Source organism: Streptomyces sp. ISL-98, from assembly GCF_018614055.1.
Taxonomy (GTDB): Bacteria; Actinomycetota; Actinomycetes; order Streptomycetales; family Streptomycetaceae; genus Streptomyces; species Streptomyces spiramyceticus.
In genome coordinates this window covers 18,723-32,808 of the sequence record NZ_JAGGPB010000080.1, presented here as the reverse complement: position 1 = coordinate 32,808, position 14,086 = coordinate 18,723, and the positions used below count along the sequence as shown (strand labels likewise).

General features: G+C 68.6%; 15 protein-coding genes and 3 pseudogenes. 6 read left to right on the top strand and 12 right to left on the bottom strand.

The genetic code is table 11. The features are described 5' to 3' along the window. Positions 1–113 precede the first annotated feature (113 nt). Together J7I98_RS37120 and J7I98_RS37115 are read right to left on the bottom strand one after the other, a co-directional pair. Positions 114–503, bottom strand: coding sequence for a hypothetical protein (locus tag J7I98_RS37120; RefSeq protein ID WP_214929478.1), 390 nt, complete (start codon positions 501–503; stop codon positions 114–116). Positions 504–969: 466 nt separating this feature from the next. Further along, positions 970–2,967 (bottom strand): serine protease, encoded by a 1,998-nt coding sequence (locus J7I98_RS37115; RefSeq protein WP_251021735.1) that lies wholly within the window; start codon positions 2,965–2,967, stop codon positions 970–972. A 462-nt stretch (positions 2,968–3,429) separates the two neighbouring features. Between J7I98_RS37115 and J7I98_RS37110 the strand changes: the two genes are divergently transcribed. Both J7I98_RS37110 and J7I98_RS37105 read left to right on the top strand, forming a co-directional pair. Beyond that, positions 3,430–4,251: a hypothetical protein gene (locus J7I98_RS37110; RefSeq protein WP_214929476.1), complete on the top strand. Its 822-nt coding sequence runs from the start codon at positions 3,430–3,432 to the stop codon at positions 4,249–4,251. A 190-nt stretch (positions 4,252–4,441) separates the two neighbouring features. Then, positions 4,442–5,170, top strand: a complete 729-nt coding sequence (locus J7I98_RS37105; RefSeq protein ID WP_251021745.1) for a TIGR02391 family protein — start codon at positions 4,442–4,444, stop codon at positions 5,168–5,170. Positions 5,171–5,182: 12 nt separating this feature from the next. Here J7I98_RS37105 and J7I98_RS37100 read toward each other — a convergent pair whose 3' ends face one another. Further along, positions 5,183–5,431 (bottom strand): hypothetical protein, encoded by a 249-nt coding sequence (locus tag J7I98_RS37100; protein WP_214929474.1) that lies wholly within the window; start codon positions 5,429–5,431, stop codon positions 5,183–5,185. A gap of 200 nt (positions 5,432–5,631) precedes the next feature. On the opposite strand from J7I98_RS37100, the gene J7I98_RS37095 reads away from it, so the two are divergent. Together J7I98_RS37095 and J7I98_RS37090 are read left to right on the top strand one after the other, a co-directional pair. Next, positions 5,632–5,808 (top strand): hypothetical protein, encoded by a 177-nt coding sequence (locus J7I98_RS37095; protein ID WP_214929473.1) that lies wholly within the window; start codon positions 5,632–5,634, stop codon positions 5,806–5,808. Between the two features lie 96 nt (positions 5,809–5,904). Beyond that, positions 5,905–6,366, top strand: coding sequence for a hypothetical protein (locus J7I98_RS37090; RefSeq protein WP_214929472.1), 462 nt, complete (start codon positions 5,905–5,907; stop codon positions 6,364–6,366). 618 nt (positions 6,367–6,984) lie between these two features. Here the strand turns inward: J7I98_RS37090 and J7I98_RS37085 are convergent. Continuing rightward, a complete protein-coding gene (locus J7I98_RS37085) occupies positions 6,985–7,173 on the bottom strand; it encodes a hypothetical protein (RefSeq protein WP_214929471.1) in 189 nt (62 codons plus the stop codon). Positions 7,174–7,178: 5 nt separating this feature from the next. After that, complete coding sequence (locus J7I98_RS37080; protein WP_251021734.1) at positions 7,179–7,646, bottom strand: hypothetical protein; 468 nt, start codon at positions 7,644–7,646, stop codon at positions 7,179–7,181. A gap of 112 nt (positions 7,647–7,758) precedes the next feature. On the opposite strand from J7I98_RS37080, the pseudogene J7I98_RS37075 reads away from it, so the two are divergent. After that, a pseudogene (locus J7I98_RS37075) lies at positions 7,759–8,275 on the top strand (DUF6233 domain-containing protein). Between the two features lie 27 nt (positions 8,276–8,302). On the opposite strand, the pseudogene J7I98_RS43165 reads toward J7I98_RS37075, so the two are convergent. The 3 genes and pseudogenes from J7I98_RS43165 to J7I98_RS37065 form a co-directional block, all read right to left on the bottom strand. Beyond that, positions 8,303–8,527, bottom strand: a pseudogene (locus J7I98_RS43165) (hypothetical protein); the annotation flags it as partial. 8 nt (positions 8,528–8,535) lie between these two features. Then, positions 8,536–9,438 (bottom strand): hypothetical protein, encoded by a 903-nt coding sequence (locus J7I98_RS37070; protein ID WP_214929470.1) that lies wholly within the window; start codon positions 9,436–9,438, stop codon positions 8,536–8,538. 138 nt (positions 9,439–9,576) lie between these two features. After that, complete coding sequence (locus J7I98_RS37065) at positions 9,577–10,236, bottom strand: hypothetical protein (protein ID WP_308378066.1); 660 nt, start codon at positions 10,234–10,236, stop codon at positions 9,577–9,579. Positions 10,237–10,442: 206 nt separating this feature from the next. On the opposite strand from J7I98_RS37065, the gene J7I98_RS37060 reads away from it, so the two are divergent. Beyond that, positions 10,443–10,658 carry a DUF6207 family protein gene (locus J7I98_RS37060; protein ID WP_214929469.1) on the top strand — a complete coding sequence of 72 codons (216 nt, stop codon included), beginning with the start codon at positions 10,443–10,445 and terminating at the stop codon, positions 10,656–10,658. Positions 10,659–11,118: 460 nt separating this feature from the next. On the opposite strand, the gene J7I98_RS37055 is transcribed toward J7I98_RS37060, so the two are convergent. The 4 genes and pseudogenes from J7I98_RS37055 to J7I98_RS37040 all read right to left on the bottom strand — a co-directional run bounded on the left by J7I98_RS37055 (position 11,119) and on the right by J7I98_RS37040 (position 13,914). Continuing rightward, positions 11,119–11,343 carry a hypothetical protein gene (locus tag J7I98_RS37055; protein WP_214929468.1) on the bottom strand — a complete coding sequence of 75 codons (225 nt, stop codon included), beginning with the start codon at positions 11,341–11,343 and terminating at the stop codon, positions 11,119–11,121. Positions 11,344–11,399: 56 nt separating this feature from the next. Next, positions 11,400–11,902, bottom strand: a pseudogene (locus tag J7I98_RS37050) (prepilin peptidase); the annotation flags it as partial. 117 nt (positions 11,903–12,019) lie between these two features. Further along, a complete protein-coding gene (locus tag J7I98_RS42740) occupies positions 12,020–12,589 on the bottom strand; it encodes a GNAT family N-acetyltransferase (RefSeq protein WP_214929467.1) in 570 nt (189 codons plus the stop codon). Further along, the gene (locus J7I98_RS37040) at positions 12,586–13,914 is read right to left on the bottom strand and encodes a hypothetical protein (protein WP_214929466.1); all 1,329 of its coding nucleotides are present in this window, start codon (positions 13,912–13,914) and stop codon (positions 12,586–12,588) included. The genes J7I98_RS42740 and J7I98_RS37040 overlap by 4 nt, the downstream gene beginning before the upstream one ends. Positions 13,915–14,086: the final 172 nt, after the last annotated feature.

Here is a 14,086-nt window from a genome sequence, read left to right as displayed (position 1 = left end):
GCGAAACCGTTCACTTGGACGGCAACCGCCGAAGAGATCCTGGCGAAGGTCCGCCTCGTCCAGACCAACATCAAGAAGCTCGTTGCAAACAACTCAAAGTGATACAAACAGGATCACGAGACACTAGCTGCCGGATCGGGTTCGTACGGCATACGCAGGTAGGCGCACAGGACATCGATGCATACCTGTCGCTGCTCGATCCAGTCGTCGGCGAGCCGGGCCATGGCGTATACGCCGGCCAGCCGTACCGCGGCCTCATCGTGGCCGAGCTGGTCGGCGGCGGTGGTGTAGCGCTCGGCGAGCTGGTTGTCGTCGGCCCGTTGAGCGTCTCCTTCGGCGAGGCGCTGCTTGCGGTAGGCGTAGACCCCGGCGAGAGCGGCGGCGACGAAGGCGAGGGTCGCGAGGGCGGTGCGGATCACCTCGTGGTCAGGAACGGGCTCCTGCGTGCTCCCCTGCGGCGCGAGACTGCGGAAGAGGATGTAGATCCCGACACCTGCAGCCAAGGCCACCAGAATGGTGAGCGGCCCCACGAGCCAAACGGACCTCAGTTCCGGCGCGTGCCGGCCCCGTGAGGCCGGGCCTCTGCGACCCCGTCTCGGCATAACTGTCACGTCTTGATCGTGCTCGTACTCCGGCTCTGCTGGCGCCCTATGGCAGCCGTTCGGCGGAACGGGAATGCCCGTCCAGGCCCGGGGATCCGATCCCTGGGTCTCTGGGGCCATTTCCGCAGATCGGCGGACGCTGGCCGCAGGATCGCGTTGCGATTCGCCCCAGCTGTCACCCGCGGGTGACAGCTGGGGCGGGCGCCCTCATGGACTGGGGCTGTCACAGCGGGCGCTGCGCGAAGTACACGGCCGCCTCGACGAACTCACCACCGCCGTCACCGAACGGCTCACCACAGCAGCCACGGACGCTGACAACAGCGTGCCAGCCATCGCCGGCTCGGCGTGTGGCCGAGTCAGCGATTTGTCATGCCGAGATCGTGCTTCCGATCTTGGCGGCGACCTCTGGGTGGGCGAGGTATTCCTCGATGTTGTGCGCGCGGTCCCGCGAGTTGGCGACGGCCAGATCGGTCAGCTCGCCGGTCCAGACCTTCTTGAGCGGGCAGCCGATGGCAACCGTGTCGGTCGGGCACCACGCATTGAACCAATGAGTCACCCGATCGGGGCGGTTGGGGCCGGGGGGGAGCAGCCGGTTGTAGACGGCGTCCATGCCCAGTGGGCTGCCGGTGGTGACGAGTAGGTCAACCTCCAGCTCTGGCGGAAGCCGGTGGATGAGGTCCATGCCGACGACGGTGCCGAGGCTGTGGGTGACCAGGGTGACCTTGCCGGCGGAGGGCATCGTGGTGAGTACGCAGTCCAGGACCGCCTCTCGGACGTCCGGGTATTGGAGGTAGGCGGCGACGTCCCGGAGGATCGTTTCGATCGTCACTTCGTCGAGATCGGTATTGGCGGCCAGCCAGCCCAGCTGACTTCGCAGGGCCCCGACGATCACGGCGCCCCCGAATCCCTCGGTGGCCAGCTGCTCCTCCTGCGGCATGCCTTCCTTTTCCGCCGCCTCGGCAACGAGTTGCCTGAACGTTGCATCGCCCGGGTCGGAGGCGCCGATCTCCACCGCGCCGTAGGCGGTCTCATCCAACGAGCGGGGGCTGGCTTCGTGCTGTGCGATGGCCTGCACGAGCACGTCGCCGTAGTACGGGAACCAGATATCCCCCGGGTCGATCGGAGTGGTCCCGGCGAGGGTGAGTCCCTCGTTCAGTCCTGCAGACCACTTGCGGCGGAGCACCTCGGGGTCTTTCTTCTCCTGGCGCCTGCCGTGCAGGAAGACCAGACTGCGCTTGCCACCGAAGGCCGAGCTCTTTCCGGGGATCCCGACGTGGGCCGCAGCCGCTTCACGCCCGGGGACTGCTGCGGCGGGGGACAGCGTCTCGACCGGGCCAGGGAGGATGGCACCTGGCTGCAGGCCGGAGTCGGCGCCCATCTCGGCCAGAAGTGTGCGCGGGGCGGGGCCGAGTGGCACCGTAGCGAGGTGTTTGAGGATTGCACTGATGCGTACACCTTCGTTCGACACATAGTCGATGGCGTCGTCGCCGTCACCGCGGTGCCAGATCTGGCCGTCCTTGCGCAGGGTGCGGCCCTGATCGTCGGTCTTCGGCACGCCGCTGTGGTGCAGCGCCACCACTTCCCACTGGTCGTTGAAGACCGGGGATCCCGAATTGCCGGGTTCGGTGTCAGTTTTGTAGTGGAGGAAATCGTCCAGTCGCACCTGGAGGGCGTTGTCCCGGACAGCGATCTCCTTCAGGCGGCCCATCGGGTGGCCGATGACGTTCACAGGTTCGCCGATGACCAGCTTGCCGGTCTGGACGCTGAGTCTGTTCCACCCGAACCTCTCGCCCGGGGCGAGGCTGCCGGCGTTGGCGGCGATCTGTACGAGCGTGAAGTCGAGGTGTTCGTCCGTGAGGAAGAAGGCGCCGGAGTCGAGTTCGAAGCGGACTGCCGCCTCGGGTGTGTTGTCGACGGTGACCTGGGCGTTGAACTCCACGAAGCACTCGTGAGCGGATGCCTGGTCGGGCAGCACGTGGTTGTTGGTCATCAGCAGCCGAGGCGATACGAGGAAGCCGGTGCCCAGCGGCAGCTCACGACCGTTCTCGCGGACCGAGATCCGGGCGACGCTGCCGGTGGCCCGAACGCCGCGCGGGAGAAAGTTCCACGCCTGGAGGTCGTTGGAGGTGCCGATGATGCGCTCGTTGGTGTCAGGCACATCCAGCGCCTCGGGGCGGATGCTTTCCACCACGGCTGCGGCCGGCACCCCGCCCCGGTCGAGCAGCCGTTTCGCGCGAGCGGCGAGCGCCTCCGGCGAATCCGGGAACCTCGTACCGGCATCCAGATGCTTCTCGACGGCCTGCCGCTCGACGTTTGTCTCGCGGTACCGCCTGGCCGCGGCCTGGGCTTGCTTCTCCAGCTCCATGCGTGCTCTCTGCGCTACTGACATGGGATCCCGTCGCTTCGCTGTTGGTATATGCCTGCCTTCCCAGGAACAGGGACACGGCCTCACGGTGCAACAAGAGAGGGGCAATCGGGTTGCCTCAGGGAATACCGAAAGGCATATGCCGAAGCTCACTGCTATTGGGAGCTGTCCTGGCGCAGGCGTACGCGCCGGACTCGCGGGTCTTCTCCCAGTAGCGGGCCAGCTGCTTCATGGTGGCGTTGATCTCTTCGAGGAGGATCAGCAGCTGCGGCCCGATCGCGTGCGGTCGGCGTCGATGCCGAGTTCGTCCGCGACGCGCACCCGGCGTCAAGTGAAGTGCACAGAAGTCCCGGACCCTGTCATGGCTCCGGGACTTCGCGCTCCCGGTGTCAGGCCCGTTCGGAGTGTGCGTGCTTCTTGCGCCCCCTGTCCGGATGGTCTCGCCGCGCGCACCATGGAGTTGTGGCTTCCGGAGATGGAGAAGGTCAGGGTGCGGCGCTGGAGCCGGTCGGGCGGGCCGATGCGGTCCGGCTGACCGAGGAGTTGCGCGCGGCGATCGGTGAGGCGCGGCGGGCCGCGGTCGTCCTGGCCGTGCGGGTGCAGGCGGCGCACCGGGCCCGGGTGTGGGTCGCGCTCGGGTACTCCGGGTGGGGTGCGTACGCGCAGGAAGAGCTGGGGATCAGCAGGGCGCAGGCGTACCGGCTGATCGATATCGCCGAGTCGGCCGGCGCGCTGGACCGGGCGATCGGGGCGGCCGGTGTTCTGGCCCCGGTGTCACCCGCGGGTGACACGGACGCGGCGGGACTGGTCGATCTGGGGCTGTCGCAGCGGGCGCTGCGCGAAGTACACGGCCGCCTCGATGAACTCACCACCGCCGTCACCGAGCGGCTCGCCACAGCTGCCCAGGCCGGGCAGCTTGAGTTCCCAACGGTCCGCGCCATCGTGGGCCAGGCCGTCGACGAACTGCGCCGCGATCCGCTCCCCACAGCCGACTACACCGCCGAGACCGGTGACGGCCTTCAGCGGGCGCTCGCTGACGCCGAGCGGCAGCCCACTGACACGACGGTGGTACGGCGCCTGGTCGACGAGATGGCCGCGGCCGGCGGCCGGCTGGGACAGATCGCTCTCGAACTCGCCCCGGCGTTCTGGTCCGAGCAGGAAGCCGTCGACAAGGTCCTCGCCCGGTACGCGGACGACGTCGGCTGCGACGTCGAAACCATCCTTGCCGTACGCCGCTACGCGCTCACCGGCGACCGCCGCGCACTGGAAGGCACCTGGCTCTGACAGGGAGCGCGACAGGGGCGATCGCATCAGTCTCAATGGCTACGCCGCAGCGCCGAAGTCGGCCAGTAGTGGCCTGGAGGCCGCCTCATGATGCAGCAGTGGTTTCTGTGTCAACTCTCAGCGTGTTGCCTGGACTCACAAATCCTCCCGTTACCGCTGGGGCATAGCGGATGATTGAGACGTGAGCCAGATGAACCGCGAGTGGGCGATCAACAAGCTGAAGTCGTTCCTCGAGACCGCTTCCATCACGTACGTGCCAGATGCTCCGAACACTGTTGGCTTCTGGAACTACAAACTCGACAAACCCGAGGCCGAGGTGCAGGCCGCTGCCCAGATCATCGAGCAGGTCCTCGACCGCGTCCTGCCCGCGTGGCGGAAGGAAGAGTGGCCGGAGGGCGAGAGGCAGCCGTATTGGCGTCATCGCGAAGCGGCCCATCGCGCGATTGCTCAGCTGGAGGCCGAACAGGAACTGATCGACAACCTCGGCAGCGGTGCCCCGCAGCTTGATGCCGCAACGCTCCACCCGTGGGTGTGGGGCAGTGTCCAGGGGCTTTGGAGTAGCGGACACTTCCGCGAGGCAGTGGGAATGGCGGCCAAGGCGATCAATGCCCAGACTCAGGCCAAGCTGGAGCGGAAGGATCTGTCGGAGGCCAAGCTGCTGTCGGATGCTTTCTCCATGAAGCCGCCGGCCAGCGGACAGCCACGGCTCCGGCTCGGAGCCGACGATGGCAGCGACACCTATCGGAGCCGTCACGAAGGTGCGGGCAGCTTCGCTCGCGGCGTCTACTCTGCGATCCGCAACCCCATCGCTCATGAACTTGATCACGAGCTGGAGGAGAACGAAGCCCTCGAACAGTTGGCAGCGTTCAGCATCCTCGCGCGGTGGGTTGATGAGGCCGACGTTGAGACGACTCCGTGAGCATGAGCGACATCATGAGCGGCGCTGCGGCAAAGGCCGGACCACAGCACCCGTGCCGGAATTCGTCCGAAGTTGGTGATTCTCGACTTCGAGGACGTGGACCACACGGGCCAGCTGCTTGATGTCCCGGTCCAGCTGGTCGCGCTCCTTGCGGACAGCGGCCAGCTTCTTCTTGAGTGCGTCGTTCTGCCGTTTCAGATCGTCGGCGATCTTGGGCCGGGCGTCCTGGGCCACGCCCCGCCACGCCACCGCGATGGACAAGCCGGTCGGGCAATGGCTCACCAACCTCCGCCGCCCCGGAGGACTGGGCAAGGATCCCGAGCGCGCGGCGCGGCGCGGCGCGCAGTTGGCGGCGAGGGGCGGATTCTGCAGCCGGCCGGGCGTGACACCTCTTGCACCTCCGGCGTCGGGGAACAGTCGTACAGCCGTTGTTCCCCGATGTCCTGTGCCAAGGTTGAGCGTTGTCACTGAATGTTGATGAGCTCAACTCTGGCTGGCCTGCCCACGAAGTCCACGAGATCGTCGTGCTGCGGGAGTTCGTCGACCGTGAGAAGCTGGGTCCGGCCCTCGCGGAGAAGCTGCTGACCTTCAACATCGCGGAGGTCACCCGCCACTACGAGACGATGACTCGCGGCTGAGCCTGGTGCGGAAAGCCCTGGCGGTCGGGGGGCTCGTCGGGTCCGCCCCGCGCCAACAGCTCCGGACACCGCTGCGCCCCAGAAATGAGTCGACGCATGGACATCGAGCTGACCTATGACATGGTCGGCACCCGTTTGCGCGGAATCGGCGGCGCCGAGATCACCTACGACCGGCTGGGCAACCGACCCCGCACCCTTGGTTCATGGACGCTCGAATACGACCGCCTCGGTACACGTCTGCGCGCCGTGGGCGCCGCCGAAATCACCTACAGTCGGTGGGCCAGCCTGCCGCGCACCGTCGGCCAGTGGAGCTGCGAACACAGCAAGCTCGCCTCCCGCCTGCTGTGCATCGGCCCTCATGAACTGAGATATGACCACCTCAGCAGCCGCGCGCGTGCCGTCGGCCCGATCGAAATCGTCTACGACCGACTCGGCACCCGTCCCAAACGAGTGGGGCTGCCCGGCGAGAGTGAGTCGCTGTCCGACGATCTCCTCCTCGCGCTCTTCCTCGTGCTGTATTGGCAAGAGGAGCGAGCTGCGGCTGCCCGGCGAGAGTGAGTCGCTGTCCGACGATCTCCTCCTTGGGCTCCTCCTCCGGTTGGGTGATCGTGTCGTCACCATGGTTCACACAGGCGGTCCACCTGATGTACCTGGAGGTCGCCACGGAAGTCGGCGACGCCGCGCAGCGCCTGGCCGCCGACGCCGCCGCACGCGCCGGCCGGGCCGGGGCCAGCTACGCGGACCTGGGCCTGGCCACAGGGATCTCCCGGCAGGCAGCACGCAAGTGGTGGCCCGACGCCGTCGGCACCCAGTGGACCCTGTTCAGCCTCACCGGCAAGAGCCACCCGCACGGCATGACCACCCAGGTGTTCCGCAGCAGCGGCAAGGCGATCGAGGCCGGCCGCACCGCCGTGGACGAAGGCGCGCTCGCCGACGACGGGGCCGTGGGCGCCATCGTCATCAGCTCCGCTCGCGAGGCCGTTTGGGCCTGCTACTTCAAACGACGGCACGTGGGCCCCGGAAGAGATCACTCTCCCCGAGGACCTGCAAACCGCGCCCGCGCCGGGCAGCCCCGAGCACACGGAATGGCTGTACCGGTGGGAGCAGCACATCACCAGCAGCCTCTGAACGCGGCCGATCTCGTCGCTCGCTCCCGACGGCCGTTGGAGCGCCGACTCAGCGCGTCTCGGTGTTGCCCTGCGGCCGCGCCGCCTTGTTGGGCACGGGGTTGGTGTCGTTCTTCTTGTCGGTCCCGATCAGCGCCGGGTCGGTGTAGATGTCGACGACGTCCTGCTGAGGCGCCGGGGCCGGAGAAGCCGGTGCGGGCGAGGGCTGACCGGCCCCCTGGTTCTGTTCATTGCTCATGGGACTCAAGTGTGCACCAGCAGTGCGACAGTCGACAGGACAAGGCCGACGATCAGCGACCAGAGGCTCACCAACCAGTACCTGGCCTTTTTCTGCTGGCGCCGCTGGTTTTCTTCGAAGAGTGACGCCCGAGATGCGGCCAGCCGGATCAGGGCCAGGCCCTTGGGCAAGCGGACGTAGTTGACGACCAGGGGACGCGGCTCCAGGTCCTTATACTCAGCCACCCGGAAGGCCTGCACCCCAGCCAGCAGAGAGACAGCGTATGCGGCGAAGGCGCAGTAGGCGAGGACGTCGTGGTGCTTGTGCGTCGCCAGAAACTGGGCGGCGGTGGCCGCGAACCCGATCAGGAACACCGCCTTGGTGTCGATCTTCGCCAGCGAGTCCGACTGGCGCGTCAGGCGCGAGGCCGCCTCGTTGTTGAGGAGCTCCAGTGTCGGTTCCTGAGCTTCCAGCTCAGCCGGTGTCATCGTCATGCCGAGAGCCTAGGAGTCTCGGGCGGCGGCGATGGGCCGCAGCGGCCAGCCCGCTTACCGTGGGGCCGTGACGACGCCTTCCGATGACGCTGCTGAGCCCGAGCTGGTGCCGGTGCCGGTCCGTGTCGTGCTGCCCGCCGATCCGGTGCTGGGGCATCCGCAGCAGGAAGTCGTCGCGCGGCTGTGGAAGCGGCGGCAGACGGAGACGGGCTGGTTGTACCTGGTTGGCATGCCGTCGTACCGAGATCGCGAGGACGGCAGTGTGGAGGCGGCGGAGTACCGGGTGTGGGTGCGCGCTCCGGAGCATGTGCGGCCGGTCGACGGAGTCGACTACGACCAGGTCGTCACCGAGCGCCTGGAGCCGTCGCCGCAGTCGGCGGTCCGCGAGATGCTCGGGGACCGCCGGCCTTCGGGATGGGTGCTGCAGAAGCAGGGCGGCCGCGGCCCGTCAGGCGGTGTCCTGCACGCGCCGGACCTGCGAGGAGGCCCCGCAGGGTGCGCCGCTGCTCGATCTGGACCACGCCCTGAACGTCGCGGAGAACCCAGCGACGCGGCTGTGCACGCTGTGCGGCTGCGCGCAGGAGCTGACCCCGATGCTGAGCGGCTTCGACCACATCACCGACTCCTGACCTGCCATGGTCGGGCTCATGGTCATGGCTTTCACCGGACCAGTCGAAACGCCTCCGGTCAGAGGGGCGCGTACAGCGCCCGGCCACCGGGCCCGAACTGTCCCAGATCCGTCATCAGGGCGACACCGGTGTCGATCTCATGTGGCGTCCAGCCCGTGACGTCCAGGAGCAGCCCGTCCAGCGGCCCGCCTATCAGCGCGGTTTACGTCTGCCCGGAAGCGGGCCGGGGTCGGGGCCGTCGTGGTCGTGGCCGGGCCGGTTTACGTGGGGGCGAAATAGTCGATCAGAAACCTAGCCGCAGCAGTCACCGCTTGGAGCCGGAAATGAGCCTCCCCAGCGGTCGACGTGCCAGGGTGCGGACCGTTGGTGTGCGTCATCTGCCACAGGCCTTGCACCATGTTTCCGCCTTCGCGCTTGGGCAGTTTCCCGGAGTCGATCATGTACTGGATCGCCTTGCCGCCGTCGCCCGCTCGCTCGCGGTCGAACCCTTCACGTTCAGCGAGTTGGCACACGACCTCTTCGAGCATCGTGCGGATCTGTCCGTTCGCAGCCCCGTAGTCCTCACGTGCGCAAGCCTTGACGGCTTCCTCGTAGTGCTTGTCGGCCACCGGAAGTCTCAGCCGCCTGAAGTCGTGTTGCAGCGCGGTGATCTCGTCGGACAGCGGCGCCCGCGGCTCGTACAGGGGCAGTAGCCGGGCGCGGCTGTCTTCCTCGATACGCGGATCGAAGCCGTCCGCGCGCAGAGCCTCCCGCAGTCGTTCCCATGAGGGGTTTCCGTCCTCGCCGTCGCGGGCGATGCGCTCGGCGGCCAGGCGAACAAACATGTGCAGGCCCTCGGCCGCCTCCTCGTCGCCGCGCTCGGCTGCCCCCTGCGCTGCGTTGATGGTGCGCGCGAGGATGGCTGCTTTGGCCAGGTTCATCGTCGACCTCGGCATGTAGCGGCCGAGGCCAGCGCTGGTGAACAGCATCTCGTGGGCACTACCGCTGAAGGCTTCCACAACGTCAGCCGCGGCGCCGACGGCGAATCGGGAGAGGGGGCGCATGAGCCCATCGTGCTCTCGGGCCTGGCGGGCCGCGCGCTGAGCCGCGCTCGGTGCGCGAACACAGTGCAGCTGCTGGCGTCCGTGAAGACGGAGATCGGCCACGCGCTGGCCGGCCTGCATCCATCAGCGCTCCTTCGGAGGGCATGCGCCCATTGTTTGGCGAACGCTGGCCTCCAAGGCGGGCCCCGCCCTGGAGACCTGCCCGTGGCGTGGTGGGACCTCACCGCACCGCAGACTCTTCGTGCCGAGGCTGTGCCCTCAGAGGAGCTCTTGGAGTTGACTGCGAGCGCGCGTCACCTCGCTGAGACCTTCAAGACCGAGATGACTGCGCCGGAGCCATATCGATGGGGCCGAGCTGGTCGACCGGATTTCGAGTGGGAGGAAGCCAATCCAAGTCCGTGCCTGGGCGCGGTTGAGCAGCTTGCCATGGTGGGGGTGCAGCGGTACGTGGAGCTTCAGCCCATGGTCGCGGAACAGCTCCTCCAGTACGGCGCGGCGGCGCTCGTACGGCTCGGTGAGAAGCTCCTCGCCGCCCGCCTGGAGAACGTCAAAGGCGATGAAGTACGCGGGCAGCGCCTCCGCGAGTTGCTCGATGGTGCGGCCGCCGGCGGAGCCGCGGCGTTGCAGCGCCTCGAAGGACAGCCGCCCCTGCGACCAGACGACGAGCTCGCCGTCCAGGACCAGGCCGTGCGGCAGCTGCGCCGCCGCGGTGACGAGGTCGGGGAAGTGGCGCTGGATCAGGCTGCCGCGCCTCGACTGCAGGAGCATCGGCCCGCCCGGCCGGGCAGGGGTGAACAGCAGGCACCTGTAGCCGTCGAACTTGGCCTCGAACGCGAGCCCGCCGGGCAGGACGCCGGGGCCGGGGAGGGTCTCCCGGGCCTGGGCGAGCATCGGCTCCACCGGCGGACGTAGCACCACCAGGTCCTCGCTCCCGACAGGGAGCCGTGCTGCTCGGGGGATTGGCACGGCTCCCCGACTTTGGGGTCGCAGCCCGCCCGGTCCTGTCAGCGGACGCAGCTGCACTCCCCTGTCTACGGCCCGGACACGGTCCGCGCGACCGAAGCCCGGCCAGTCGGTGACCGGGCTCCCTCGTACGGATGCTTCTCCCCCGGCCGGCGAACCGGATGCCAGAGCGGAGCCGTCGGTGGGGACACGAGCAGCACATCGCCGAGCCAGGGCTTGTGGTCCTGGACATCACCGCCGCGGACGAGGACACCGTCCGCACGGTGATGGACGGGCTCCAGCAGCAGTGGGCGACCTCCGACGTCACGCCGGTGTGGCGCGTCCCCGGCGAGTACGGGCACAGGTGTACGCGGATGTACGCCCCCGCTGAATGCTGAAGGCCCGTTCGTAGAGGCACCAATCCGGCGCCGGTCCACCATGGCTGACCGTTTCCCCTTCCGGCCGAACGACTGATGCCGGGACGTGGTGGACTGCCGACCAGCCGTGGATGGGCTGTTTGGCAGCGTGGTCAGAGCCATGGTCGGGTGCGCGCAGCTGCGGTCGGGTGGGGTGACGGTCACGCCGCTCCTGTAGAAGCGGCAGCTCACGCCGCCCGGGCCGGGGCGTGCCCGTGTCGCCGGTGCGCGGGTCGTACATCGCGCGGCCGCCAGCGAACTGGTGATCCTTTCGTCCGGCCCGGTGAGCATGCCCAGCCTTGTGCTTGCCGGGGTCGCCGATCGCGTGACCGGTCACCGGTGGGCTGGGGTGTTCGATTCGGCTTCCGCGTCGGCCAAAAGCACCTCAGCGGCGTGACCGGCCCGTGCAACCCTCGCAAAGCGGATCGGCTCAGGTGGAAGATCAGGCCGCGGTCCACTGATGGGCCCGGCCGTCGCGCCATTCCACCCAGCGGGGGTCGTCCAGCACCGTCTCGGGGTCGATGATCCCGGCCGCTTCGAGGAAGACGATGAGGTCGTGGTCGGAGTGCGCCACGCCGAGGATCTCGTCACGGCCGTGCCGGTGCACGGTCACCCGTCGGCCACCGGAGGTTGAGGGGCGATGCACGGTGATCGGTGCGCTGCTCATGCTCCCAGGCTCGCCCTGCCGCGGCGGCCGGACCAGTCGGGGACCGCCGGCTCGAGTCAGGCCGAGAGCCCCGCTCCGAGCAGGACGCCGGCCAGCGCGCCGCTGCAGAGAAAGGGGCCGTACGGGAACATCGTCTCGCGCCTCGCACAGCGCAGCAGGACCAGCCCCGCCCCGTACAGAGCCGCGAGGAGCAGTCCGGCGAAGCCGCGAACATGACTGTGTCCCAGCCGTGCCAGCCGAGCGCGGCACCCAGGGCGAGAGCCAGTTTGACGTCCCCGAACCCCATCCCCGCCGGGCTGATCAGAAACAGAACGAAGTAGGCGCCGCCGAGCGCGAGCCCGCCGTACAGCGCCATGGTCCACGATCCCGCGTGGCCCGGGATACGGGCTGCGGCACCGAGCAGCAGCACCGTCGCGACAGCCAGCGGCAGGGTCAGGATGTCTGGCAGGCGGTGTACGGCGATGTCGACGAGAGCGAGCAGCACCAGAACGGGCGCGATCAGCAGCCATACACCCAGCTCTGGTCGGGCGCCGGTGGCGTACGCGAGCGCCGCGCACAGTCCGGGCCGGGGCCGGGGGTGGTGTCGTTCGCATCGTCACGGTGAAGGGAACGCAGTCCGCCGGATTTTGTGACACCTGCCCCCGGCGGCCCGGACGGCTGTTCCCCAACGCCGGTGTCAGGCTGCGTCTTCGACGGGAAGGAGCAGCAGGTTGAACACCGGTCCGTTGGGGGTGTTCCGGTACGGGCCCGCGTATCGGTAGCCGAGTCGGTCGTACAGGCTGCGGCCGGCGGTGTTGTCCGGGCGGACCAGCAATGAGGACCACTGTGGGGCGATGGCCTTGAGCAGCTCGGCGTGCAGTCGTGTGCCGATGCCCTGGCACTGCCATGAGGGGCTGACGGCGAGTTCGCACAGCCCCATGAGTCGGCCCGCGCGGACGTCCTCGGGGATGTCCGGCAGGAGGTCGGGGCCGTACCAATATTCCGGCGTGCACGGGAAGGCGTAGCCGAAGCCCACCATCGTGCCGTGCGCGTACGCGGCGACCAGGGTGAAGCCCTCGTGACGCAGGTGGCCGACGACCTGGCGGCGCAGCGCGTCGGCGGACAGGCCGTCGGTGGCGGCGCCCGGGTTGTTGACGAGTTCGGGGTGAGCATCGGCCCAGACGTCGGCGATGGTGTCGAGCAGGGGCGGGACCTGGCCAGGCCCGTAGGTGCGGATCACGACGTCTGTGCGGGTGCTGGGGGTCACGGCCGTCCTCCTCCGGTGGCGGTGATGGTGCGGTACTCCTCGATCCAGTCGGCGACCGCGGGGACGCGGTTGTGCCGTTGTAGCGCGCCCGCGACGTTGTGCAGAGATTGCAGCAGCCGGTCGGAGCGCACCTCGGGGAGGAACTGCAGGACGCGGCCCGCGGCCTCGGCGGCTGCCTCCGGCTCGGGACGCTCCCTCACCGAATGCTGGATGGCGATGTCGGCGGTGTACAGAGCGCGGTTCCGGGCGAACGCCTCGCCATGGAGAAGCACGGCCTGTTCGGCGCCAGCGCCAGCCCGCTCGTGCTGTCCGAGATCGGCTCGGGCAAGGCACTCAAGGCCGGCCAGCTCGCCGGGCGCGAAGAACTCCAGCCATCCCGGGTCGTTCTCGGATGAGCCCTTGGCGTAGAAGTTGTGGGCGCGGACGATCGCTCGGTCGGTTGCCGACGGGTCGCCCATCAGGGCCCATCCGCTGGCCTCCCGCATGTTGAACAGGGCGAGCATCCGCGGGGAGTTGAGCCCACGGGCGACGGTCTGCGCACCCTGCGCTGCGGAGATCGCCTCACGGGGTCGGCCGCTCGCCTTGGCCAGCAGTGACAGGCATCCGAAGGCGTGCGCTTCCAGTTCCGCGTCGTCCGCGATCCGGGCAGCGGCCAGGGCCTCGCCATACAGCGAATGGGCGTCCCCGGCGCGGCCGGAGTCGAAGGCGAGCCACCCGGCGGCGATCGACAGGGCACCGGTCGCGGAGCGGAGTTTCCGCCCGGTCTTCTCCGTGTACGTGCCGCTCTGCAGCCACTGGTAGGCGGTGTGCAGGGCCTCGGTCGCGGCCGTGCGTAGCGGGGCCGAACCGTGGTCGTGATCGTGTGCGTAGAGCCGGGTCACAGCCTTGGAGACGGCGCGGACCTCGCTCGCGCCGATCCTTCCTGGCGCCTGTTTGCCAGCACCACGGGGGAGGGCCAGGACCGCGCATGCGCCATCCAGCAGGAACGCGCGCCGTTCCACCGGATCACTCTCCTCCTCCAGCCCGTACGTGGTGGCGGCCGTCGGTACGGACCGTGCTGTCGCCGGGGCGGCGAGACGAAAACCGAGTTCGGCCATGCTGTGACCGCCGGTCATCTGCGTGAGGATGCGGCGGTAGACCGCCCGGGGAAGGCCAACCTCCCCGTCCTCCCATGCGGCCACCAAACGGGCGTTGCAGCCGACCGCCTCGCCCAGCTCGGTGCCCGTCTTGACGATGAGCTTCGCGAACTCCTGGCGGGACATCTGGAATTCGTCCTCGCGCACGGCGCGCAGCTGGACGTTGGGGCTATGGCGGCGGTCGGCCATACCGGGCTCCGGGGCAGCATCCGCGTGTCGACAGGGGTGCGGCGACCGTACCGCTCCTGCCTCTGTCATGCCCCGCTCTTGAGGCCGGATCACCCGTGCGGGACGGACTTACATCGTTCTTGCATCGGGCTGGCGTCGCTCCCGCCCCCCTGCTGCTGCTTGCGTGGACGGT